The following is a 23,651-nucleotide window of genomic DNA, read 5'->3' on the forward strand; positions in this document are numbered from 1 at the left end:
AACAAGCCGCGCCGTTGCTGTTAATCAAATTCAACTTTATACAGCACATCTACTGAACTGTTGAGCCCCCGCACTGCTTCCAGATAGAGTTTTCTCATCAGCCGATAACGCAAAGTGAATTCACCAAACTGGTCAAAAATGCCGACGCCGTATTTGACCTGTAACCGCGGCGACAGATAACCACTGACGGTGACCTTGGAATTATTACCACTGCCTGCGGTATCCAGACTGAGCTCGCGCAGGCCAAAAGCGTTGCCTATCTGACCTACCAGATTACCACTGGTGGCGATACCAAGCCCGATGAGGCCTGTGGTCATGGATTTATCACCACCGGAGCTGTTCATATCCCTGCCCAGTAACAGATAAGACAGGGCGTTGGCTTGTGGCTTGGACGGGGTGGAGAAGACTTCAACCACCGGATTGTCGACCAGACCATTGACTCTAAGACCGGCTATCACATCATCTTCGGTTTTTTCCGGATTGCGAATAGCTTCAATCGCCATCAAGGGTTGATCCACCGGGCCATTAAAACTGAGTTTACCTGTTCTGATCTGCAGATCCTGGCCATAAGCCCGGAAAGTCCCATTAATGAGATTGACCTGACCATGCACAGCTGGCAAGGCCCCTTGTTGGCGTAAACGCAACTGGCCCTGCAAGCGGGTATTTAAGCCAAAAGCAGCCAGCCTGACATCTTCACCTAATAACAACCGGACGTCAGTACTGAGTTGCCAGTGTTGTAACGGTGACGGATCATCCGACAACGAAGCCAGTACAATTTCATCATCAGACACCCGAATGGCATTTTCGGGCAAATCATTGACTTTAATTTTTCCCGCCGGCACTGTAACGCTACCGCTGAGATTGCCGCGCTCCGGACCTGCGCTAAATTGCAGATCAGGGCTGAAGGTAAGTTGGGTATCAGGTAAATTCAGCTGTAAATTATTGCCCTTGAGTTTTAATTCGGCAAACCAGTTTGCCATTACCAGCCAGTTGGCCTGACCTGTTAAGGCCAGCGGTCCCTGCGGTGTTTGCCAGTGACCCGCCAGTGTGGCCTGATAACCATTGAGCAGTAATTCCAGTTTCGATTCCAGCAGTTCAACCGGCGCCTGTTTACCGCTCAGAGTGAGGCGTTCCAGCGCAAAACGGCCGTACAAAGCCGGATTGGATAAGCGGCCTTTGGCCTGAATATCGGCAGCAATCAGGCCATCAAACTGGGTATATTCATTGAGCAAGGGTTTGAGGAAAGCCAAATCAAATTGCTGCAACTGCACACTGGCATCAAGCATTTTGTCGCTGTGCTGCAGATCGGTCAGTTGCAACTTGACCGTGGCCGAACTGTCAGTGGCCAGCTGTACTGTGAGCTGACTGCTCAGTGCTTTTTCATCCAGCGTCAGTTGCAGCTTGAGTTGTTGCCAGGGGATTTCCAGCAGACTATAACTCTGCACTCTGAGCACGCCTTGCCCACCGCTGAGGTTCAGCTTGGCAGTGGGAGCCTTTCCTGCCTGCCAGCGCAGTAACATATCGCCCTGGATCTGACCGGCCAGACTTTGTTCGGCTGGCAGTAATGCATCCAGTGCTTTGAGTTCAAACTGGTTCAGTTGCAGCGCTAACTGACCTTGCTGCGCCGACAGTCCAGTCACTGCATCCAGACAAATTTCTGCCGCCAAATCGCGCCAGCAGGAGGATGTCAGATCCAGGGTCGCTTTGGCAGTGGACCAGCGGCTGGTCAGAGGTTGCTGCAAACTCCAATCCCCGAGGTCAGATTTTAGCCTGACTTCTTGCCAGGTCGCTTGCCATTGTTGCTGTTGCCAGCGGCCTTCGGTCGCAATCACGGCCTGTAACTGATGGCTTTCCAGCAATAAATGACTTTGATGCGATTGCAGGGTACCAGCCAGTTGCCAGTCCAACTGTTGCAATTGCAAGCCGGGAGCCTGGCCTTTGCCTACCTGCAATGACAGCTGGCTCGGCAGTTGCCCCAGCGACTTTAACTGGCCTTGCAGACTAAAACTGTCCAGCAAATAATCATCCAGATAATTCAGCGCACTGCCTGTGATTGACAGTTGAATATCTGGCGTTGCCGCAGCCCCGGTCAGCACTATGCTGCCATGGATCTGACCTTCGGATTGTGGCAGCGATTGCGACAGATCGGTCACTGTCAGTTGTAGTTTTGACTGCCATTGCTCAGCCAGCGAACCTGTCAGTTGCAACTGGTTTGGCCCATGCTGCAATGTCAGACCTGTGGTTTGTAATTGGTAATGTTGCTGTTGTTGTTGCAGTGCGAGTTGGCCCGTCAACTGCAGTGGTAAATCCCGCAGTGTGCCGTGCAGTTGCAGCAGTGGCAGATCCAGCCTGAGCTCGGGCTGTAAACTGGCGTTCAGTTCAAGTTTGCCACTGAGGCTGCCCGGATAATCGACCCAAAATAAGCCGGGTTGCAGCTGTTTCAGTTCGACTTTGCTGGCGAGTTGCGAAGTTGCATGTTGGTAACTGCCGCTGGCCCGAAGCTCACCACCCAGGGTTTGGATCAGCAGTTGCTGCACGTCCAGTTGTTGGCTGGCTTGTTGATAATTCAGGGCAAATTCCAGCTTGCTGTTGGGCAAATCAGGCAGTTGACTATTTAAACCTCCGCTGAGCTGCAGTTGGCTTAAATCGCCTGTGACTGTCAGCCGCACATTGCTGGCCTGATAGCGGGGTTGTTGCAATGGCCAAGACAATAAGTCGCTTTGCAGTTGGAGCGAAAGGGGGAGCTGAGCCCGGTTGAGGTTGATGGTGCCCGTTAAGCTGGCTTGTTGTTGCCCCGTCAGTGCCAGTTGCAAAACCAGCGCTGATAAAGGACCTTGCAGTTTCACCGCCAGCTGTTGTTGTGGCAGATAACCAGCTGCACTACCCTCAATGCTGGCTTGCAGACTTGCCTGCGCACCGAGAAACCCTTGTTGCGCTGTCGCGGCATCGGGCTGCAATTGCAGCTGTGCTTGTAACTGCAGTTCAGGCTGGCTCAGTTGCAGGTTGTCCAGCTGCAGTTGCCATAGCGTCGGACTCAGGCTGGCCGCCAGTTGCAATTGCTTCAGCTCAATGGCAGCTTGCCCAGGCAATTGCAGGCTGCTGCGACTCAGTTGTAAGGCAGATAATTTTAACCACAGCGGCAGTTGCAGCTTGGCCAGTTCGGGTAGCTGCAGTTGCTCGGTTGTAGCTTCAGTTTGTGCTGTGGCCGCCAGTTGCAGCTGTAGCTGATCAAAGCTGCTATCCCCAAGTTGCAGCAGATCAGCCCGCCAGTTGAGGCTGCTATTGCCTGTGGCCAGCACCAGTTGCAGTTGCGGCAACTGAACCTGGATGTTTTTTAACTGAATATCGTTAATTTGGATTGGCAAAGGGGCTTGCAGCAGTAAACCTGCTGTCTGTGCTGCTGGTTGTGGCGTCTCGACAATTGCCTTCTCCACCATTGCCTTGTCAACAACAGCAGTGGCAACTGCGGCAGATTGAGCAGCAGGACCGGGCTCGCCAGCTGTTGCCGCTTGGCCTTTGGTTGGCGGACTGGCGCTCAGTGGCTGTTGTTGTAGCTGCAGATCTTGCAGGTACAGATGACCTAAACAAAGCTCGCCGCGTTGCAGGCAGCGCCAGTCCAACTGACTGCTGAGACTGCCGGCTTTTAGCTCAATATCCGCCTGTTGATAGGACAGTTGCCGGATCTGAAAACCTTGCCATAAATTACCGTCAATGCTGCCAATCTGCAGGCCAGGCACCAAAGCTGGCGCCAACTGCTGAACCAATAACAACGATAGATTGGTGCCCAGCACCGCCAATGTAATCAGCAGCAATGCCAAGATACTGAATAATGGGGTTTTCAGCCGATACCAGATAAACTTCATAATTCAGGTCCCAGCGTAAAGTGAAGACGGAATTCGCGTTTGGGTTCACTATCCAGAGCCACCCCTAAGTCCAGCCGGACTGCCCCAATAGGCGAGGCCCAGCGCACACCGGCACCGACACTTTGTTTCCAGTCAGGCTTGTCATTCCAGGCACTGCCATAGTCGGTAAATAACGCCAGCCACCAGTCACCTTGCACTCGATATTGATATTCCAGGTTGAGGGTTGCCAGTCTGGTGCCGCCAATGAATTGCTGTTTATCATCGGTCGGTGCCACGTTGCGATAACGATAACCGCGTAAACTATTGTCGCCACCAGCAAAAAAACGTAAAGACGGCGGAATGTTCAGCACTTCTTCCTGCAATATAGTGCCGGCATCTAACCTCACTAACCAGCGCTGATCAACCGACCAACTGCCAATCCAGCCCGCCCGGCCACGCAGTCGGATAAAGTCGGTGTCAGAGCCCCAGCTCTGATCGGCCACTTCCATCGCCAGCAAATAATAATCGGCTTGCATCGGCATACTACCACCGCTGTCAGTGCCTTTGCTCAGGCTCAGACCCGGCAAAATCAGATTGGCCTGATCGTCCTGTTCCGCCTGAATAAAGTCTTCATATAACCAGCGAATAGAGGCGTTACGGGTCCAGCCATTGGCGAGCAGCCAGTTGCGCTCTGCCACCAGGTTGAGCTCTTTACTGCGGGTATTGGTGCTGTTCTCGTCCAGATTTTTAAAACCCAGCACAAACTGGTAATAGTCATGGCTGACATTGCGTAGCGGCATTTTATAGCGACTTTCAAAACTTTGTTCTGGACCAGACAAGGATAAATCGGTCAGCAGACTGTGGCCACGGTCATTGAGCCAGGGTTTTTCCCATTTAGTTTTCACTCTGGGGCCAATATCTGTGGCAAAACCGATACCGGTTTCCAGCACATTACGCACTGCTGGTGTCAGTTCAACGGTTAAATCCACCAGGCCGTCATGGCGATTTTCGACATCGGCATTCATATTGATACCAGCAAACCAACTGGTACTGGCCAGCGCCTGATTCAGCTCACCCAATAAGCGTGCTGAATAATGATCTTTACTGCGAAAGGTCAGTAAACTGCCAAGCCTTGCTTTGCGGATCTGCGAGCCGCTAAAATCAATCTTGCCAAAGCGGTATCTGACGCCGCTATTAAAATACAATTTCACAGTACCGCGTCGATCACCTGGCCGGACGTATAACTGGCTGCGTTCGAATTTGGCATCAAAAAAACCTTTGCGGTTGGCCAGGCTCAGCAATTCTTTTTTGAAGTTTTCATACTTGCCGTGATGCATCCGCTCGCCTTTTTTCGGCGCCGCGTTTTTCAGCAATTGTAAAAACTGGGTGTCATTGGCCGCTTCGCCAATCATACGTAAGTCGTTGGTCTGAATATAAACATATTTATTGGCGGTAATTTTGGCATGCAGGATATAGTCTTTGCCTTTGCGTTCATCAATGAAATCAACCACCACCTGATAATAACCAAGGCCGCGCAGTGCCTGTTTAATATCGCGACTGACACGGTTCTTAAAGCGGGCCGAATGATTAATTTCCGCCGGACTGATGTCCGCCAGATAAAGCTCAATGTTTTCTTTGCGCTCACCGGTGACACCGCTAAGCGTTATTCGATTGGCAGCTTTCAGCGCGCCACAATAGACGAAGCTTAGTAGCAACAGGCACAAGGTCAAAATACGGATAACAGCCACTCCCTGGAAAAGCACAATAACATCAGTGCCGCAAACAAGCTGACAGCACTTGCTGACTGAGTCAGAAGTATAGAGGCAAGCTGTTGTTTTTCAAAGCCGGCAAAGCTTAACAGTCGAAACTGAACGCAGACTGAGTCTGCGTCAGCCGACCACAAAACGACGCTGAACTGGCCGTTTTGTGGCTCATTTGTACTGATTACAAGTTTGTCGCCGGTAGCGTGGACTCGTTGTCCGTTGCCGCTGGGGTAGCCGTCAGGTCAGATACTGCTGCTTGTTGCAACAATTCATCCAACTGACTGATTTGCTCGCAGATAATCCAGTCTTTTTCATCAACCCAGTTTTGGGCGCCATTTTTAACGGTGCGGATTGGCACAATATAACGGCAACTGGTTTGTGGCTTAACTGAGGCAAAAATGGGTACAAAGCCAAAGTTCAGCGCGGTTTCAATCAGCGCCTGCTGGTTATGCGGATCGATATCGGCGGCTTCGTCAATATAAATCGGGATCCGGTATTTACCGCGCTCGCGCTCTGCCAGTAACTGGCGAATAAACAGCATGCCGCACAACAATTTAATGGTGATGCGGGTACCGTTCGAGCCAGCTGAATCGATTTTGTCGAAATATTCCACATCACCGGCGCGATTGACCACTTTAAAGCGGATATCAAATAAATCTGACAGTGTCAGACCGGCTTTATCGCTGGCGGCCTGGATCAGGTAATCTTTGGCGGCATTAATTTCACGTTCGTCCGTGGTGACACCAGGTGCCAGTAAATCCAGCGTATCGCCTTGCTGATAAGCATCGGACGTGGTCAGAATGGTATCAATATGGCCAACCAGCAATTTCCGGTCAACAATTTCAATTTTAAAATCCTGCAAGTTCGAGATCTGATGCCGCCAGATGCCGCGGTTAAAGCTATTCAGTTCACGGTGCAGGCGGTCTAAATCAGAACGTAATCCCTTCAGGGTGGACGCGACTTCCGTCAGCGCAACTCTGGCCCGGCGTTCAATGGCTTCGCGCTCTTTATCCAGATGATGGAACGCTTGGATCAGTTTTTGGTATTTAGCATCTTCATCAGTCTCGGCTTCAAATTTACTGATGCCGGCGTTAAAAATAAACAGATAGGTATTTTTAACGTTGATTTCCAGTAGTTTCAGTTCCTGACAATGCTTGTTGTAGGAGCGCAGCTCATCGGCCAGATTGTCATATTCCAGAACAATATCAATCGGGTAGGGCGTGACTTTGCCACTGTAAAAATCAAGCTGGAAGTCGATCCGCTCTTTTTTCTCGTGCTCAATCCGTTCCAGTTGTCGTTTCAGCTGATCTTGTTTGTTGGTGACCAGATTGCGCCGATCGGACAGACTGCTGGCACGTTGTTGTACTTGCGCCAGTTGTTCATGCAGAATTTCCTCTTCCCGTTCCAGCTCGTCGATCAATGCCTGCTGCGCATCGCGTAGTTCCAGCATTTGTTCGTAACGGCCAAAACGTTTTAAGTCTTCCTCCGCCTGCAGCATATCGCTGTATAAACGTTCTTTTTCGCGGGTTTTACCGGCTAAATCCTGCGCCACTTCTTCTTGCTGTTCCAGCGTTGCCAGTGTCAGTTGCAGTGCTTCAATTTGTTCTTTTAACTGAATTTTACCTTCAACACCTGTCATATCCGGTGCCGATAGATGGGCTAAATCAATCACAGCACCTTTGAGGTGGAGTTTACCCTGGCGGAAGCAATCCGCCAGTTGACTCAGTTGCTCAGCAAAAGCATCGTCGTCATTGATCTGCACATCACCACCACTGGCGGTGGATAACGACAACAGATCCGGGTTTAGCGCTTTGATCAGTTGCTGTACTTCCGGCAGCGATAAATCTTCTCTTAATCTGGAATACAAATTGTATTCGAGGTTTTTCAGCTGCAGTTTTAAGCTTTTCAGTTGCTTTTGCGCCTGTGCCTGCTGATGTGCCAGCGTCACCGGATTCAGGTTGGCGGCGCCTTGTAAGCTATGACTGAGTGATTCATAACTTTGACGGATATTGGCCAGATTAGACTGTAAGGTTGGTAAATTGGTCAGGCTAAAGCGTTGTGCCAGCGTATCAAATTCGCTGAACCATTGGCTGAGTTGTAATTTACGGCCGGACAACTCTTTGATTTGGCCAACATACAAACGTTGTTTTTCTTCCAGTTGGCTTTTTTCGTGCTGTAACGCCTCAAGATTACCGGCGAGTTCAGCCTGCTGATCATCGAGATAACTTTGAAATTCAACCAGCGCCAGATCCAGTTTTGGCGCATAAGCCGCCAACCGACCTTTGAGCACAGCGCGGTTATCAATCAGGTGTTCCAGCGCTTCGACCGCTTGTTGCTGACTTTCCAATGCTTTTAATTCACGCCGATCACGATTCACCTTTTCAAAAGCATTGTGCCAAACGGTATAAAAGTCGACTTTAGGGTCGCTTAAATGCCGGGCAAACACCGGCAATAACAGTCGTTTCACATCCTGGGCTGTCAGGCGGTGCAGGTTCAGAATGCGACGGAAAATGTCTTTATAAACAGGTGCATCACTGACGTTGGTCAGTGGGATCATGCGTAAATTAATTTTGCTGTCATAAGGTGTCGCGCCGCCGGTCAGCATGGCGTTTAGCTCGGAAGGCTTTAATTCCAGCGGCTCAAAACCAAGCTGACGCAGATGATGATCGAGTTTGTTGTATTTGATAATGCTGTTATTAAGCAAATAATGCGCTAAATCCAGTTTGCCGTTGTAGCAAAAATACTGGTAGTGATAACCAGCAATTTTACCCAGGCCAGCCACCCCAATCACGACTGGACCATTGGGCAGGTTGGCTTCCAGCAGAATATAACTTTGGTCAGTGCCAAAATAAAATTTGCGGGTTTCATCCAGATCATGGCCGTCCCATTCGGTCAGCCTTAAGTCGTTGATCAGCGGAAATTGCAAGGCATTAATCACCGAGCTTTTGCCGGTGTTGTTCGGGGCGCAAATAGAGGCAGAATGATCCAGTGGAATGACGCACTTGGCATAACCTGCGGTGTTTAATAAAGCGAGCTTGGTTAAGCCGTATAACTCAGACATCGGCTTGCTCCTGTGCTGTGGCAGAGTCGGTGGAAACATCGGTCAGTTGGTCAACCGCCATCAGGGCATCCAGATAACGGTAGATAGGTGCCAGTAACTTAAAGTGTTCACCCTGAGCCTTGGCAAAACCATAACGTAACATCCGGTTCATCACTTCGCGTTTTAAGTCGGTGGCGGAAAAAACTTCCAGTTGTTCAAATAAATGGTATTGCTGCTGCAGAATGCTGGCCAGAATTTCGTGGCTGATTTCGACGTCAAATAAGGCGCGTAATGGGTCCTGACCCTGATCAGCAAAATATTCCACCAGGGCATAAGTGGTCAGGGCAAATAACCTGGAGATTTTACCCATATTGACGGTGGCATCATCGACGTCAAAATGAAAATAACCACGGCTGTCGCGTTTGAGCTGATTGCCAAGCGCGCTGAACAGGGCACTGTAAGCGTTTTCGTTGAGATCCAGTTCCTGCCACAGTGCAAAGTCCTGCTCGCTGATATGATAACCAGTGCTGAGTTTTTTATGAATTTCAGCTAGTTGGGTTAATTGTTCCAATTCGATCTGCATGCATTAAGTTCCGGAAGTTGCAGTGGGGACAAAAGGGTGTAAGGTCAGCCGATAACCGTTGACGTCCAGTTGCTGGCGTTGTTCAAGATGCTGTAATTTGAGCGTGGGCGCCCGGCTAAGTTCCTGATAAATGAATAATAATTCATCAACGGGTAGCTGCGGATAACTGTTGGCCAGCCAGCGCGATAAATCGGTGTTGGCTTTTTGGCTGCGGGCTGATTTTAACACATCCTGCAGCTCTGGCACCCGAATGGCGGCATTATCACCCGGGTCAACCTGCTCAGGCATTTGATAAGCTTCATCCTGATAATCAACCAGTTCAGCCATATAGCTGGTGATTTGGTTGGCCGAGCCTAAGCTGAACTTCTGATGATCTGAACTGAATTTAGGGGCGAAAAGCTCCATGGTCGGCTCCAGGCCTTTTTTGCGCAAAAGCGCTAATAAAGCACTGGCATTGCGCGAAATCAGCGTGTTTTTGCGCAGCTCTTCTCGCAGCGGCATCAGCACATCGGTGCTGCGAATGAGAGACTCACGGCCAATTTGGTTCATATCGAGTAAGCGGGTACGCAGTTGCACCAGCGGTTCTTTTTCCGATTGCAAAAAGCCGGTTTGTTCAATCTGCAGGATCAGCTCGCTCAGCACCAGTTCAAGTGCCTGCATACTATGCTGAAACGGGCCATTGATATCAATCATTTGCAGTACAGGCTCGATGTACTCATCAAAAGCTTCCATTACGGCACTATATCTTTTGGCCAGGCTGAGTTTGGCTTCATCGGCTTTCGCCTGTTCGACCAGGTGCAGGATGGCACTTTCATTTTTACGAAAATGTTTCACTACTTCCCGCACCCGTTCATCCATCAGCCGGATAAAACGACGCATTTCGCTGACATCTTTGCTGTCAGCAGCCAGTTTCAGCTTTTGCCGCAGCCGGTCTAAATCTTCAATCCGGCTCTGAATATCACCAACAGTGCCCAATTGATGTTCCTGCGTGAGGAATTGAATAAACTCCAGCACCGCCCGGTTCAGTTCTAACTGACTGGATTTTGCCAATGGGATCAACACCTCATGTTGTAACAGGCGTTGAGCTTCCCGGAACACCTGCTCGCTGCTAAGCCCAGGATTGTTACGTTGCAACAGGGCTTGCACGTCCTGAAAACTGAAACTGCCGAGCTGACTGCGACCGACCAGCGTGCTTAGTACAGGCCAATGATCATCGAGGCATTTGATTATTTTTTTTGCTGATAGCATGAAATGGTAACTTTTTAGTAATATTTAGCTGATATAGACCAATGTATCACCAGTGGCGGGTAGTGCTGACAGTCTGACGGTGGTAGAATGCCGCCCCGCCAATATATCTCACTTCCACTCATATAAGCTGGTGAATTTTATGTTAAGTACGGTAATACTGGGCTTAGTGGCCCTTGCATTTGTGCTGATCGTTATAGAGGATATTATCCACGTAAACAAGGCAAAAACGACACTTTTTTTCGGTACTCTGTGCTGGATTTTAGCCTTTATCTTCCCAATGCACGGCGCTACAAGTGCCGAAGTCAGTGAACAACTTAACCATAACCTGCTAGAAATAGCCACTTTATGGCTATTTTTAATGTCGACTATGACTTTTGTTGCTTATCTCAACAGTAAAGGCTTTATTGCCCAGATGGTGCAACGGATGTTGCCGAATGAATTATCTGAGCGGCGGCTGATGTTTATCATTGCTGCATTTTCCTTTGTGTTTTCATCTTTTGCCGATAACGTCACCGCAACTCTGGTGTCCATTGCTGTCATTGCCAGCTTAAAGATGGATGTGAAAAAACGCATCAAATACGCAACGCTGATTATCTTTGCAGTCAATAGTGGCGGTGTTTCGCTGATCACGGGTGATGTGACGACCTTGATGTTCTTCTTGGCGGGTAAAGTCACTATTGCCAATTTATTGTTGTTGGTTATTCCTGCATTTTTCGCTGTTGCTGTGCTGGCCATTTTACTGTCTCGCGGCATGAATGACCGTATTAAAATTGAGAAATCGACCAAGCCAATTGAAAAAGCGGATGCCATTATTGCCGCTATTTTTGCTGCAACCATTGGTTCAACTTTATTATTCAATATTCTGTTCCAAATTCCACCAGTACTGACCTTCCTGTTTGGCTTGGGTATCATGTTCCTAAGCGCACAATATTTGCTGCGTAAAAAAGCAACCCAAAGTATTTTGAACTACGTCCGTGAAGTCGAGTTTGAAACACTGCTGTTCTTCTTGGGTGTGTTGTTGTTGGTCGGTATTTTAAAAGAGATCGGTTTCCTGAATAACTTCACTAACTTGTACATAGTGTTGCCACCACTTGAAGCAAACTACCTGATGGGATTGGCGTCGTCTTTAATTGACAACGTTCCATTAACAGCCGCGCTGTTAAAAGCTGATTTAGGTATGACTGCTGCGGAATGGTTATTGCTGACCTATGCGACAGGCGTTGGCGGCTCCATCCTGATCATTGGTTCTGCTGCGGGTATTATCGCGATGAGCAAAGTGAAAGAATTGACCTTTGGTAGCTATTTTAAAATGGCTGGTTACCTGCTGTTCTCATACAGCTTAGGTTATGCTGGTGTTTATTTTGTCGGACATACCGTCCTCGGTTAACGCTTGAGCATGACGATGAAGACGCGCCGCAAAGTTTGCGGCGTTTTTTTATACACAAAGATTCAATATATTGCTGCAACAGCCATCTAAAAGGCTGTTGCCTTTTGGAAAAAAGTCGCGTATCTTAGCCGCGTCAATCATATCTGATAGACCAGAAGAGGAGCGTTCACCAGGTAGTTCAGCACAGGTGGCTATACACCGTACACTGAATGAGGGGGATGAATGCCGAGAGCCTGACTGCATAGCACAGTCAGGTTCGGTCAAAAGGGCTGAATCCCTGCGACTGTCACCTGAAACCCGGTGGAGAGCTTCTGGCCTTTGTTCGTCTGCAAGTAGACAGCAACTGCGGAAGTTATTTCGCCTGCTGTATCTGATTGTTGCGCTGCAAAAGCCATGCTCTGCTTATGTTTTTTATAAGGAGAGAAACCTTGTCAAATCTCAGTTCAGTTTCCCAAAGCTCAATGGGCCAGTTATCTTCCATCTCATCTGCAGCCATGATAGTGGCTAAATTTGGTGGCACCAGTGTGGCTGATTTTGCCGCCATGTCGCGTTGTGCCGATATTGTCTTGGCCGATCCCAGCATCCGGCTGGTGGTCGTCAGTGCCAGTTCTGGCGTGACGAATTTACTGGTCGACATCACCCGTCAACAAGAACCGGCAGCGCGTTTACTTGCTTACGCCGGTGTTGAACGAATTACTTACGCGGTATTGCAGCAGTTGCAACAACAAGCGCTGGTTGGCGCTGCCATTGAACAACTGCTGTTGGAACTCAAAACCCTGGTCAATGCTGAGCGTAGTTACAGCGCGGCGGAAAAAGATTTACTGCAATCCTTTGGTGAAAGATTAAGCTCAGTGTTGTTTGCTCAGGTGCTGGCAGAGCGGGGGGCGGCAGTCAGTAGTTTTGATGTACGCCGGGTGATGCGCACTGACAGTCGATTTGGCAAAGGGGAGCCCAAAATTGGCGATATTGCAGCTTTGACTGCACAGTACCTGCTGCCACTGTTGCATCAGCAGTTGATTGTAACGCAAGGTTTTATTGGCGCAGATGCGCAGGGGCAAACCACCACGCTTGGCCGTGGCGGTTCCGATTACAGCGCGGCAATTTTAGGAGAAGCCATTGGCGCTCGTGTGGTGCAAATCTGGACCGATGTGGTCGGCATTTTTACCACAGATCCACGCTTGACGGATCAGGCGCGCTGTATCCCGGAAATCAGCTTTGATGAAGCGGCCGAGATGGCCACTTTTGGCGCTAAAGTGTTGCATCCGGCTACCTTGATCCCTGCCATGCGGCAGAACATCCCGGTGTTTGTTGGTTCCAGCCGCGAGCCTCATGCGGGGGGCACCTGGATTTCCAAGCATGTCGATACCAAGCCTTCTTATCGGGCTATTGCCTTGCGTAAAGCCCAGACCCTGATCACGGTCAAAAGTCCGGCCATGCTGCACGCTGCTGGTTTCCTGGCACGGGTGTTTGATATCCTGAGCCGGCATCAGATTTCGGTGGATCTGGTTACAACCTCAGAAATTAGTGTTGCTCTGACGCTGGATGACGCGCCGGGCAGTGCTTTTAGTCAGTCGATTGAACCTGCGCTGGCCGAGTTAACCGCATTTTCCGAAGTTACAGTGGAGCAGGATTTAAGTCTGATTGCAGTGATTGGCAATCATTTGCACAGTACCCGTGGCGTGACTGGATCATTATTTCAGGCATTGGAGAAAATTAATATGCGGCTGATTTGTCATGGTGCCAGCCGGCATAATTTATGTTTCCTGGTGCGGGATCAGGAAGCGGCGGTTGTAGTGAAAGAATTACATCAGGCGTTATTCTGAGTCTGGCACTGGCTGGCAGTAATGCAATGCTGCCAGCCAGCGTTTTAAGGATGCAAGTTAGACAAAAAGCTGTTTGATTTCATTAAATAAGGTTTTAAATTCCGCGGTTTGATAAAACTCAGTTGAACTGATTAAACCTGCCTCAATATAGGGTTGATATAAGCTGTTTTCGTCACCTTCTGCATTAAAATGACCGTGCTTGATGGCTGCGATCCGGATGAAATCCAGATAAGAAGGATGTTTTGGCTGATAAGTACTGGTATGCCATTGTTCTGCGACTTCAATCAACTCTTCATTAAATCCCCAGGACCGCAGGATAGTCCCGCCAATTTTGGATGACATTGACGCAATGGCTTGCTGTATAAAACCTTCTTCACCAAAAATATCATGATGTTTTTCGGCTTCAGTCAGGATAGGTAATGCGCCGATATTATGCACCAAACCTGCCAGTGTCAGTGTATCGAAATTCACTGCGGTATGTTTAAAATTGGCATTGTATTGTTGCATAGTGGTCAGAGCAAAAGCAGTGATTTCCAGTGTTTCAGACCAGACGTGAGCCATTTGCGCTTTGATAAAGGGCGTTTTAGAAACAAAGAGTTGTTCCATTGCCATCGCTGTCACGACGTTCTTAATATAACGTAAGCCAATCCGGGTGGTTGCCTGATGCATGGTGTTGACGTGCACACCACGGCCAACAAAGGCGCTATTGGCTATTTTCATGATGCGAGCCGATAAGGCCGGATCATGCGAGATCATTTCCGACATTTGATTGAGATTAACATTGGGATCATCGGCTAATTTTCTGATTTTTAATGCAATTTCCGGAAGGCTAGGTAACACCAGTGTATCGGTACGGATTTTTTCAATTAAGATTGTGAGTAAGGCATTTTGCGCAGTCATATTAGAACCCTGTAACAGCTTGTTGTCATTGTTGGTATTTAGCAACAATTTGAGTATTGTCCATTCTCTGAAACTTTCACAGCAGCAGCAGAAAATAAATAATGGCGAAACTTGCGCTGGAACACAACAGATGATTGTTCATTATTTAAATATATATCAATCAGTTAACTAACGGACCTGCAACAGGAAAATGCCGGTTAAAATTTATCCAGCAAAGCTCTGTGATAATCAGCGATTGTGACGGTGAAGCCCAGTTGCTGTATTTGCTGCTCAAGTTGCTGCAATTGAACTTCAAGTTCTTGTAAATTAAGTACATTATCATCAAGTAACCAGAGTTGGCGCGAGCCATGATAATTAAACAACATCACAATGATGGCATCCCGGTGATCAGCTTTAACTGCAGCCTGCAAGGCGCGCAGCCGGCGATTGATCTGGTTGAGTTCTTGTTTTAGCTGCCAGACATAAGCAATTTCATGGAACCAGGGACGGCGTTTCAACTGTTGTAAGGTTTTACCGACCAAAGCCGCGGCAATAGCAACGCCAAGCAGGTTCAACCAGAAATTTTCACCTGGCGCAGCACCAAACCAATGGATCAGCAAGGTTGATAAACCGACGCCCAAGCTGGCAAAAGCGATCACAGCTGCTGTAATGGTAATGTTTAAATGGCGGCGGTATCTGGTTTTATCTATTTCAATTAATTGCATTTTTCATCCATCATTTGCAAAAACGGCAGTATAGCAGTTCATTCTCAGTTGTAGGCAACTTCAACTGAGTTGCCATTCTGTCAGGCCTTCAGCCTGATTCAGTTGATGCCAGCTTGGGCGTTGCCTGCTGGCATCTGCCAGCCGTTTTAATGCCGGCCAGGCTAAAGCTGTGGTTGGCATATTGCGTGACCAGCGCATATACATGGTCAGTAACAAATCTGCGACGCTGAACTGTTCGCCGCAAAGCCAGGGGCCATGTTGCTGCAAATGCAGTGCAAGCTGCTGCCAGATAGCCGCAATCTTGTGCTCTAATTGTTGTTTCACTGCAGCTGGATACTGCTCAAAGCCTAAATCCGGCGGATAAAACCACAACCGGAATACCGGTGCTAATTGGTTGGTCAGAAAACACATCCATTGTAAAAAAACAGCCCGCTCCGGGCTTCCAGGCATTGGTGCCAATCCTGCCGATGGATGCTGCTCGGTCAGGTACAACAGCAGCGCCGCGGATTCAGTGCGATACGCAGTCCCATCAAACAGTACCGGCACCTGGCCGAGCGGATTTTTTTGCAAAAAATCAGCAGACTTTTGTGCCGAGCTGGAAAAATCGACCAACTGCAGGCTAAAAGGGACCTGCAGTTCAAGTAATAACCAGTGCACCACTAAACTGGCACTGCCGGGTGAATAATAAAGCTGATACATAGCGCAGATCCTTGCTAAAAAACTGTCTTATTTTTGAGCTATTTTAGGGAAATGTAAAGGCTGAAGTACCGGAACAGTCGGCTGATCGGAGCTGCTGGCTGCCCAAAAGCGGCCAAGCCGCCAGTTACGCTGTTAGCGTGCTATATTGCTGTGCTGCTTAGGGCTGGCGCCATGGTGACGCCAAACAATTTATCGCGGATGCGCCAGAATCTGCCATCTTTACGGGCTACTATCGCGGCAGGTGGCACCAGCCGGTGATTTTGTGCCAAAATAGCACGGACTGAACTGCTGTCAAAAGGGCGGTGCCGGTCCGGCAAGTGCGGCGGCAGAAATAACCGGGCAAAACGTTGTTTTTGCGCTTTGCTCTGCATCGGCCAAAATTCATGCAACTGCTGGCCATCCTCGCCCTGATAGCTGATTTTCAGCCGTGCCTGACCCTTAGTGTCAGTTTGCGCTTCCAGTGTCAGGCTGTGTGGATACAGGATCAAAGCGTCTTTTAACTTCATCGCATCCTGTAATTTTTTATCCGGATCGACCAGTACCGTCTGGCAAGCATGACAAAATTTGGCAGCAATATCATGCTCTTCGCCGCAATCCGGGCAGAACTTAGCGCGAAAACGATAACCACAGGCGACGATATTGGTTAAATCACGTCGGTCAAAGCCCTGACATTTGCGGCCATAATGCTCCAGCACCAGACCATTGACGTCGGTTTTGCCCCAGAAGGTATTGGCAAATTGGCAAAGCGGGCAGGGGATGGTCACCAATTCGCTGTCGGACGACGGTGGTGCAGAACCGACTTCCGGTGAATACAAGTCATACATGTTGCCGGCGTAATCCAGCACCAGGCAATCGGTTTTTCCTGGCGACAAGCGCAGACCCCTACCAACAATCTGCTGATATAAACTGACTGACTCAGTTGGGCGCAGGATAGCGATGAGATCGACATGAGGGGCATCAAAGCCGGTGGTAAGTACAGCCACATTGACCAGGTATTTTAATTGTTTGGCTTTAAACGCCTGGATCAGGTGCATGCGTTCTGAAGCTTTAGTTGACGCCAGGATCAAGGCCGCTTCCCCCGCTGGCAGATACTGTAGAATTTCGCGGGCATGGGCCGAAGTGGCGGCAAAAATCATCACACCTTGCCGGCTTTTGGCATAGTGTTGCACTTGAGCGATGATTTGCGGTGTGACTCTTTTCGCACTGTTAATCACTGCGGCCAGCTCCTCTTCGCGAAAATAACCGGCTGCAGTTGGTTTTAAGCCTGAAAAATCATAGCTAAGCAAAGGCGCATCCAATACCCGCGCCGGGGTCAGGTACTGCTGATCTAATAAATGCCGGATCGGCAGTTCGAAAATGCAGAAGCGGAAAAATCGCGGTTCCTCTGAACGCACCAAACCCCGGCTGTGATATTGGTAAATAAAGCCCTGACCCAGCCGGTAAGGGGTAGCCGTCAGGCCAAGAATTTTAATGCCGGGATTTTGCTGTTGCAGATGACGAATGACCTGGCGATAACTACTTTGCTCATCCTGCGCTGCTGTGTCAGACAAGCCAGCAGCAGATTGCTGGGGTACCCGATGACACTCATCGATCACCAATAAACTAAAGCTGGCGGCAAAAGCGCTAAGATTGCGCGCCACCGACTGGATCGAGGCAAAGACCACTTTATCGTCGCTTTCTTTGCGGCCAAGGCCCGCCGCATAAATGCCAGCAGTTAAACCATATTGCTGATATTTACTGTGATTTTGTTCCACCAATTCTTTCACATGGGCTAACACCAGCACCCGGCCTTTTGCCAGCCTGGCTAGCTCCGCAATCACCAGACTTTTGCCAGCTCCGGTCGGCAACACCACCACCGCAGGGTCGTGCTGGCGACGAAAATAATGCAATACGGCCTGGACAGTTTGTTGCTGATAATCACGAAGCTGATAACTCATCCGACGTTACTTTAAGCCTTTGTGGCTGAACATCACCGCTTTTTGCGCGATAAATGTTGCCTTGATCGACTGTGCATCGTCGCCCCAGATGCAATTGCGGGTGCCCAGTGTTTCTTCACATTGGGTCGGCGCGCCAATCACCTGGGTCACTTCGTCATACTCCATGCCTACTTTGAGCAACTGATAATTGTCCATCGATAATTTACTGCAGGCCGTCAGCAATAACAGCATAATCAACAGGGTTAATTTTTTCATCGTCCATCCTTATCCGGTTGCCGCCCATAAGCCGGGCGGCTTGAGCTTGATCAAGGCGTTACCGCAGCCGGTAACATGGGCGGAACAAAGCGACGGATTTGCAACACCAGCCCCAGGTAGGGGTGATCCAAATAATGGATCTCGCCCAATAACAGCCGGGTCTGATCCTGGCTATAAAAGGTCTGTAATTGTTGGCCATCGTTTGATAAGCGCCTTAAATTAAATTCAGCTTCGGCGAATAACATCCGATCGCTGTACACTTTGAGTAAACCATCTAATTGCCATACCGCAGCTGAACCGATAGCACTGGCTGGCAACGCCGGACTGGCTAAATCTGGTTTTCTGGCCTGTTGTAGCTGTTGCTCCAATTGCTGGATCTGCTGGTCCAGGGCTGAACCTGCATCTGTCGGTAATTGCAGGTTGAGCGGCCGGCCAGCATAGTCAAACTGTGCGGCAAAGTTGCGCCCGGCAAACCAGCGGCTGCTGCGACTTTTGGCCTTAGTCGTCAGCGTCTGCCGCCAAACCGTGTGCAATAACAACTGATGACCGGCACGATGTTTGAGCTGGTAGGCCAAATCTTTCAGTTGTAACGCAGTTTCAGCGGCCAGATAAGGGCCGGTTTGATGTTGTTCTTCACCTGGTGGGGTAATGGGTAGCTGTGAGGACGCTGCGGGTTGGGACTTATAGGCGACGCTCATCGTTAACTGCGGTTGCTGCCAGTTCGCAGATAACTGCTCATATTGGCAGAATACCGGCAACGTCGTCATCGTATAGGGGCTGTTTATATCACGCTGCAAAGCTGAACTGAATGAGGTTTGGAGCGGCAAGCGGGCAAAGGCCAGTTGTTCGGCATCATTCGGTAAGTTCGTCAGCGTCGGTAACAAAAAGCCGTCGCCAGTTGAATCCTCCATCCGAAGTTGCAGCCCTTGCCCCCATAACACAGTGTTATCCACTTCGCCCTGACAGGCTGGCAGCGCCAGCAGCAGTGGCGTCAGATCGGGTTGATAGTGACGGCTCAGTAGATCCAGCGCTGTTGCGGTATTGATCGGCCGTACTTTATCCGGAAACTGTTCCAGCAATCGCTGTTGGGGTTCGCGGCTAAAGGCCAATAATTCAATTTCGAACCAGGAACTTTCAACTTGGTTACTGGTTTGAGCCTGTGCCAATTGGCAGAAGCCAGCCAGCCACAAAGGGGCTAGCACAGCTTTAAATGGCCAAAGATGACGGCTTGCTGGCATGGCGGTGTTGTTCATTGGTCTATCCATTCAAATACGTGCTCAACTGTTGCGCTGGAAATCATCCAGCATGCTTTTCACCAGTGCCAGCCGGCTGGTGGTATCCGGGGTTTCAATACTGAACTTGAGTTTTTGTCCCCCTTCCAGTTTGTAGATGCGGGACTGGGTTTGGATCAACCGGATGATATAAGCCGGTTGCACTTTGGTGCGATCGGCAAATTCGACACTGCCACCTTTGCTGTGCACGTCCAGGCGTTTAATACCCAGCTGTTGCATCTGCTGCTTAAAGCTGGTTTGCACCAGCAGGTTTTTGGCGGCATCCGGTAACAAACCAAAACGGTCAATCAACTCAACCTGAATTTCATCCAGTTCAGCATGATCTTGACTACTGGCCAAGCGTTTGTAAAAGGATAACCGCAGACTGACATCCGGGATATAACTGTCCGGCAATAAAGCCGGGATTTTCAGGTCAAGCTCAGCTTGCTGGCCCAGCAAAGTATCTAAACTGGGTTCACGCCCCTCTTTTAACGCTTGGACTGCTTCTTCCAGCATTTCCATATAGAGGGTAAAGCCAATCGATTCAATCTGACCACTTTGATCATCTCCCAGCAATTCACCGGCGCCACGGATCTCCAAATCGTGACTGGCCAGGGCAAAACCGGCGCCCAAATCTTCCAGCGCTGAAATGGCTTCAAGTCGTTTTTGTGCGTCGGCGGTCAGCCGTTTTGGCGGAGGTGTTAACAAATAAGCATAAGCCTGGTGATGGGAACGACCGACCCGGCCCCGCAACTGATGCAACTGGGCCAGACCAAAATTATCGGCCCGGTTGATAATGATGGTGTTGGCAGTCGGTACATCAATACCGGTTTCAATGATAGTGGAGCATAGTAAGACATTAAAACGCTGATGATAAAAGTCAGCCATCACCCGTTCCAGCTCCCGCTCCGGCATCTGACCATGGGCGATAGCGATCATCGCTTCCGGCAACAGCTCAGCCAGATCACTGGCCGTTTTTTCGATACTGGCCACGTCGTTATGCAGAAAATAAACCTGGCCACCGCGCATGATTTCGCGCAGCACTGCTTCACGGATCAAGCCAGTTTCATATTCACGGACAAAGGTTTTGACCGCCAGTCGTTTTGCTGGCGGAGTGGCGATGATGGATAAATCCCGCATCCCGGACAACGACATATTTAAAGTGCGCGGGATTGGCGTTGCCGTCAGCGTTAAAATATCGATATTGGCACGCAGCGCTTTGATTTTTTCTTTTTGTCGTACACCAAATCTGTGTTCTTCATCGACAATCAGCAGTCCCAGTTCGCGGAATTTAATGTCATCCTGTAGCAGTTTATGCGTGCCAATCAGAATATCGACTTTGCCTGCTGCAACATCGGCCAAAATGGCTTTTTGTTCTTTGGCGCTGATAAAACGGGATAACACTTCCACCCGCACCGGCCAGTTGGCAAAACGGTCGCGGAAATTTTCAAAGTGTTGTTGTGCCAGCAAGGTGGTGGGGACCAGGATGGCAACCTGATGGCCATCGTCGACCGCGACAAAGGCGGCACGCATTGCCACTTCGGTTTTACCAAAACCCACATCGCCGCATACCAGTCGATCCATCGCTTGGGGGGTTTGCATATCTTTTAACACCGCGGCAATGGCATCCTGCTGATCAGCTGTTTCTTCAAACGGAAAACCATCAGAAAATTTCTGATAGTTCTCATCGCTGAGCCGAAAACCATAACCTGTTTGCGCAGCCCGCATCGCGTAGACATCCAGCAGTTCTGCTGCCACATCCCGCACTTTTTCTGCTGCTTTGCGGCGGGCTTTTTCCCACTGATCGTTACCCAGTTTGTGCAACGGTGCATGTTCGGCATCAGCGCCTGAATACCGGCTGAGTAAATGCAGTGAAGAGACCGGCACATACAATTTACTGCCGCCAGCATATTCAATAGTAACAAATTCTGCGCTGATGCCCGCAGCTTCCAGTACCTGCAGCCCCTGATAACGACCGATACCATGCTGCAAATGCACCACAGGCCCACCTGGATTCAGCTCGGCCAGATTGCGGATAATGGTATCGCTTGAAACCTGTTGGCTGTGTTTGCGGCGTCGGCGCTGACTGATTTTTTGGCCGAACAATTCGTTTTCACTGATGATTGCCAGATTATTGTCTGCGGTTAACCAAACGCCTTGTTCTAAGGCTCCAATGGCGATCGCGATATCATGGCTGCCGGTGACAAAATCCAGCCAGCCTTGGGCTGAGGGGAGGCGAATGCCAGCTTTTTGCACCAGTTGTAATAAACTTTCGCGCCGGCCTTCTGATTCGACCAGAAACAACACACGGCCATGCTGTTGTTTTTGCTGCAGAATAAAGCTGCTCAGCGCTTTTAGGGGTTCACTGTGCTGGTGATTGACGCTGAGGTCGGGCAATAACTGGCAAGCCAGATTACTGCTGCCAGCTTTTGGCGGCAGCTCGGCACGGGACAGTTTAATCCGCGGTCTTGGTTTTAGTTCGGCAAAAAGTTCCGCCACCGGAAAATACAACTGCGCTGGTTTTAAGATAGGGCGCAGTAAATCAATAGCTCTGTCCTGATAACGCCGTTCGACATCCTGCCAAAAACGCTGGGCGGCAGCTTCAATATCGCCCAGTTGCAGGATCACGGTTTGATGGCGGAAAAAACTCAGCAAAGAACAGGTTTGTTCGGCAAAGAGTGGCAAATAATATTCAATACCGGCGGGTAACATGCCCTGACTGACTTGTTGATACAGCGATTCTTTTTCATTGCGGGCCGGAAACAGTTCGCGGTAACGGCTGCGAAAACGTTCAATGGCGGCTTTATCCAGCGGAAATTCATGCGCAGGCAGCAATTCAACACTTTGCACCTGTGCCACTGTGCGCTGGTTGTCCGGATCAAAGGTGCGCAGGCCATCAATTTCGTCGTCAAAAAAATCAATGCGGTAAGGCAAATGGCTGCCCATCGGATACAAATCGAGCAAAGACCCCCGGACTGAGAATTCGCCATGTTCCATCACCTGATCAACAGCGCGATAGCCAACCTGGGTTAATTGCAAGCGTAAACTGGTTAAATCCAGCCGCTGACCTTTGGCCAGCATTAAACTTTGTTGTTGCAAATGGCTTGGATCACAAAGCCGCAGCATCAGAGTGCTGACCGGCACTATCACGATGCCCTGGCTCAACAATGGCAACTGGTACAGCGTTTTCAGCCGCTGCGAAATAATATCCTGATGCGGGGAAAAATGATCATAAGGCAATGTTTCCCAATCAGGGAAAGTATAAATCTGGCTGCTATCGCCAGTGAAAACACTTAGTTCTTGTTCCACCCGCAGCGCAGTTGGTGTATCCGCGACCACCAGCAAATATAAGCCTTGCTGCTGGCGCAATAACTCAGCCAGCGCCAAGGGGAGGGCCGCGCCCGGCAAATTGCCCCACTGCAACTGATCGGTCGCATTTTTTAACTGCGGCAACTGACAAATGCCGTTCGTGCTTTTCATAACAATCCTTCTGTAAATACCGACCCTGAGCTGTGGCTCAGACCTGCTACTGAGCTGCCTTTATCGCGGCAGGTATCAGGAGGTTCGACCTTCTTGCTGGCGTAACTGGGCTTTACGTTTTAATTGGCGTGACTGCTGGTGCAGACTGGCCCGTACTATCACTTCTCTGTCCTGTTCCCGAATGTGCACAAAGACAGTGCGGATCAGAAACTGGTCTTGCATGGTTTCACAAGCAATGACGGCGGCCAGTGCATAAACAGCACCTTCGCTTTGATCCAAAAACAATTTTACCTCAAGCAACATGCCAGGTTCCAGCGCGGTCTGGCTGAGATAATTTAACGCCGAGCCACCATAGCTCTGGGTCTGATAACGGTTGGCAACATCATCCTGTTGCAGCAGAATGTAGCGCATCATGGTATCAATCTTGCGCGCCTGTGCTTTTAAGTACAACGCCAGCTCTTCAGCCATCTCGCCAAGGCGGGCTAAAGGTTTGAGCATCGACCTGTCCAGTTGCGCCAGTTCACCCGCCATCAGAAAAGGTTCTGGGATCAGTTGTAAAAACGCCGCTTCATCCGGCATTGGTTCGCTGAAAGCTTTGATATTGACATGGGTCTGATGCTCAATAATGAAATAATCATCATATTGCTCACGCAGTAACTCAAGTTGGGTCTGATCCATGCTTAACCTCACAGGTGGCTTGTACATGCCACGGTTTATCT

Annotated in this window: 15 protein-coding genes and 1 riboswitch; of the genes, 2 read left to right on the forward strand and 13 right to left on the reverse strand. The window is 49.6% G+C overall.

The window, feature by feature from the left end:
* Positions 1-20 precede the first annotated feature (20 nt).
* The 5 genes from tamB to AC53GJ_RS09490 form a co-directional block, all read right to left on the reverse strand.
* Entirely contained in the window at positions 21-3,863 is a 3,843-nt protein-coding gene (gene tamB, locus AC53GJ_RS09470; protein ID WP_496732435.1) for an autotransporter assembly complex protein TamB, read from the reverse strand.
* Positions 3,860-5,605 (reverse strand): autotransporter assembly complex protein TamA, encoded by a 1,746-nt coding sequence (tamA, locus tag AC53GJ_RS09475; RefSeq protein WP_496732436.1) that lies wholly within the window; start codon positions 5,603-5,605, stop codon positions 3,860-3,862. The genes tamB and tamA overlap by 4 nt, the downstream gene beginning before the upstream one ends.
* A 181-nt stretch (positions 5,606-5,786) precedes the next feature.
* Positions 5,787-8,666 carry an Mks condensin complex protein MksF gene (locus AC53GJ_RS09480; RefSeq protein WP_496732437.1) on the reverse strand — a complete coding sequence of 960 codons (2,880 nt, stop codon included), beginning with the start codon at positions 8,664-8,666 and terminating at the stop codon, positions 5,787-5,789.
* Positions 8,659-9,228 carry a condensin complex protein MksE gene (locus AC53GJ_RS09485; protein ID WP_496732438.1) on the reverse strand — a complete coding sequence of 190 codons (570 nt, stop codon included), beginning with the start codon at positions 9,226-9,228 and terminating at the stop codon, positions 8,659-8,661. Before AC53GJ_RS09485 ends, AC53GJ_RS09480 begins: the two co-directional genes overlap by 8 nt.
* A 3-nt stretch (positions 9,229-9,231) precedes the next feature.
* On the reverse strand, positions 9,232-10,476 hold the full coding sequence (locus AC53GJ_RS09490; protein WP_496732439.1) for an MksB family condensin complex protein: 1,245 nt from the start codon (positions 10,474-10,476) through the stop codon (positions 9,232-9,234).
* Positions 10,477-10,615: 139 nt separating this feature from the next.
* On the opposite strand from AC53GJ_RS09490, the gene nhaD reads away from it, so the two are divergent.
* Together nhaD and lysC are read left to right on the forward strand one after the other, a co-directional pair.
* On the forward strand, positions 10,616-11,863 hold the full coding sequence (gene nhaD, locus AC53GJ_RS09495; RefSeq protein WP_496732440.1) for a sodium:proton antiporter NhaD: 1,248 nt from the start codon (positions 10,616-10,618) through the stop codon (positions 11,861-11,863).
* A 147-nt stretch (positions 11,864-12,010) separates the two neighbouring features.
* A riboswitch (Lysine riboswitch) is annotated at positions 12,011-12,182 on the forward strand.
* A gap of 109 nt (positions 12,183-12,291) precedes the next feature.
* Positions 12,292-13,686, forward strand: coding sequence for a lysine-sensitive aspartokinase 3 (lysC, locus tag AC53GJ_RS09500; RefSeq protein WP_496732441.1), 1,395 nt, complete (start codon positions 12,292-12,294; stop codon positions 13,684-13,686).
* A gap of 57 nt (positions 13,687-13,743) precedes the next feature.
* Here lysC and AC53GJ_RS09505 read toward each other — a convergent pair whose 3' ends face one another.
* The 8 genes from AC53GJ_RS09505 to AC53GJ_RS09540 form a co-directional block, all read right to left on the reverse strand.
* Positions 13,744-14,586, reverse strand: a complete 843-nt coding sequence (locus AC53GJ_RS09505; protein WP_496732442.1) for an HDOD domain-containing protein — start codon at positions 14,584-14,586, stop codon at positions 13,744-13,746.
* Between the two features lie 197 nt (positions 14,587-14,783).
* Positions 14,784-15,290 (reverse strand): DUF3087 family protein, encoded by a 507-nt coding sequence (locus AC53GJ_RS09510; protein ID WP_496732443.1) that lies wholly within the window; start codon positions 15,288-15,290, stop codon positions 14,784-14,786.
* 60 nt (positions 15,291-15,350) lie between these two features.
* On the reverse strand, positions 15,351-15,989 hold the full coding sequence (locus AC53GJ_RS09515; RefSeq protein ID WP_496732444.1) for a glutathione S-transferase family protein: 639 nt from the start codon (positions 15,987-15,989) through the stop codon (positions 15,351-15,353).
* A gap of 140 nt (positions 15,990-16,129) precedes the next feature.
* The gene (gene radD, locus AC53GJ_RS09520) at positions 16,130-17,926 is read right to left on the reverse strand and encodes a DNA repair helicase RadD (protein WP_496732445.1); all 1,797 of its coding nucleotides are present in this window, start codon (positions 17,924-17,926) and stop codon (positions 16,130-16,132) included.
* A 6-nt stretch (positions 17,927-17,932) separates the two neighbouring features.
* Positions 17,933-18,181: a DUF3862 domain-containing protein gene (locus AC53GJ_RS09525; protein WP_496732446.1), complete on the reverse strand. Its 249-nt coding sequence runs from the start codon at positions 18,179-18,181 to the stop codon at positions 17,933-17,935.
* A 50-nt stretch (positions 18,182-18,231) separates the two neighbouring features.
* Positions 18,232-19,434, reverse strand: coding sequence for a CsiV family protein (locus AC53GJ_RS09530; protein WP_496732447.1), 1,203 nt, complete (start codon positions 19,432-19,434; stop codon positions 18,232-18,234).
* Between the two features lie 24 nt (positions 19,435-19,458).
* The gene (gene mfd, locus AC53GJ_RS09535; RefSeq protein WP_496732448.1) at positions 19,459-22,932 is read right to left on the reverse strand and encodes a transcription-repair coupling factor; all 3,474 of its coding nucleotides are present in this window, start codon (positions 22,930-22,932) and stop codon (positions 19,459-19,461) included.
* Between the two features lie 75 nt (positions 22,933-23,007).
* Positions 23,008-23,610: a PilZ domain-containing protein gene (locus tag AC53GJ_RS09540; protein ID WP_496732449.1), complete on the reverse strand. Its 603-nt coding sequence runs from the start codon at positions 23,608-23,610 to the stop codon at positions 23,008-23,010.
* Positions 23,611-23,651 lie beyond the last annotated feature (41 nt).

Source organism: Rheinheimera sp. B2H12 (assembly GCF_059620065.1).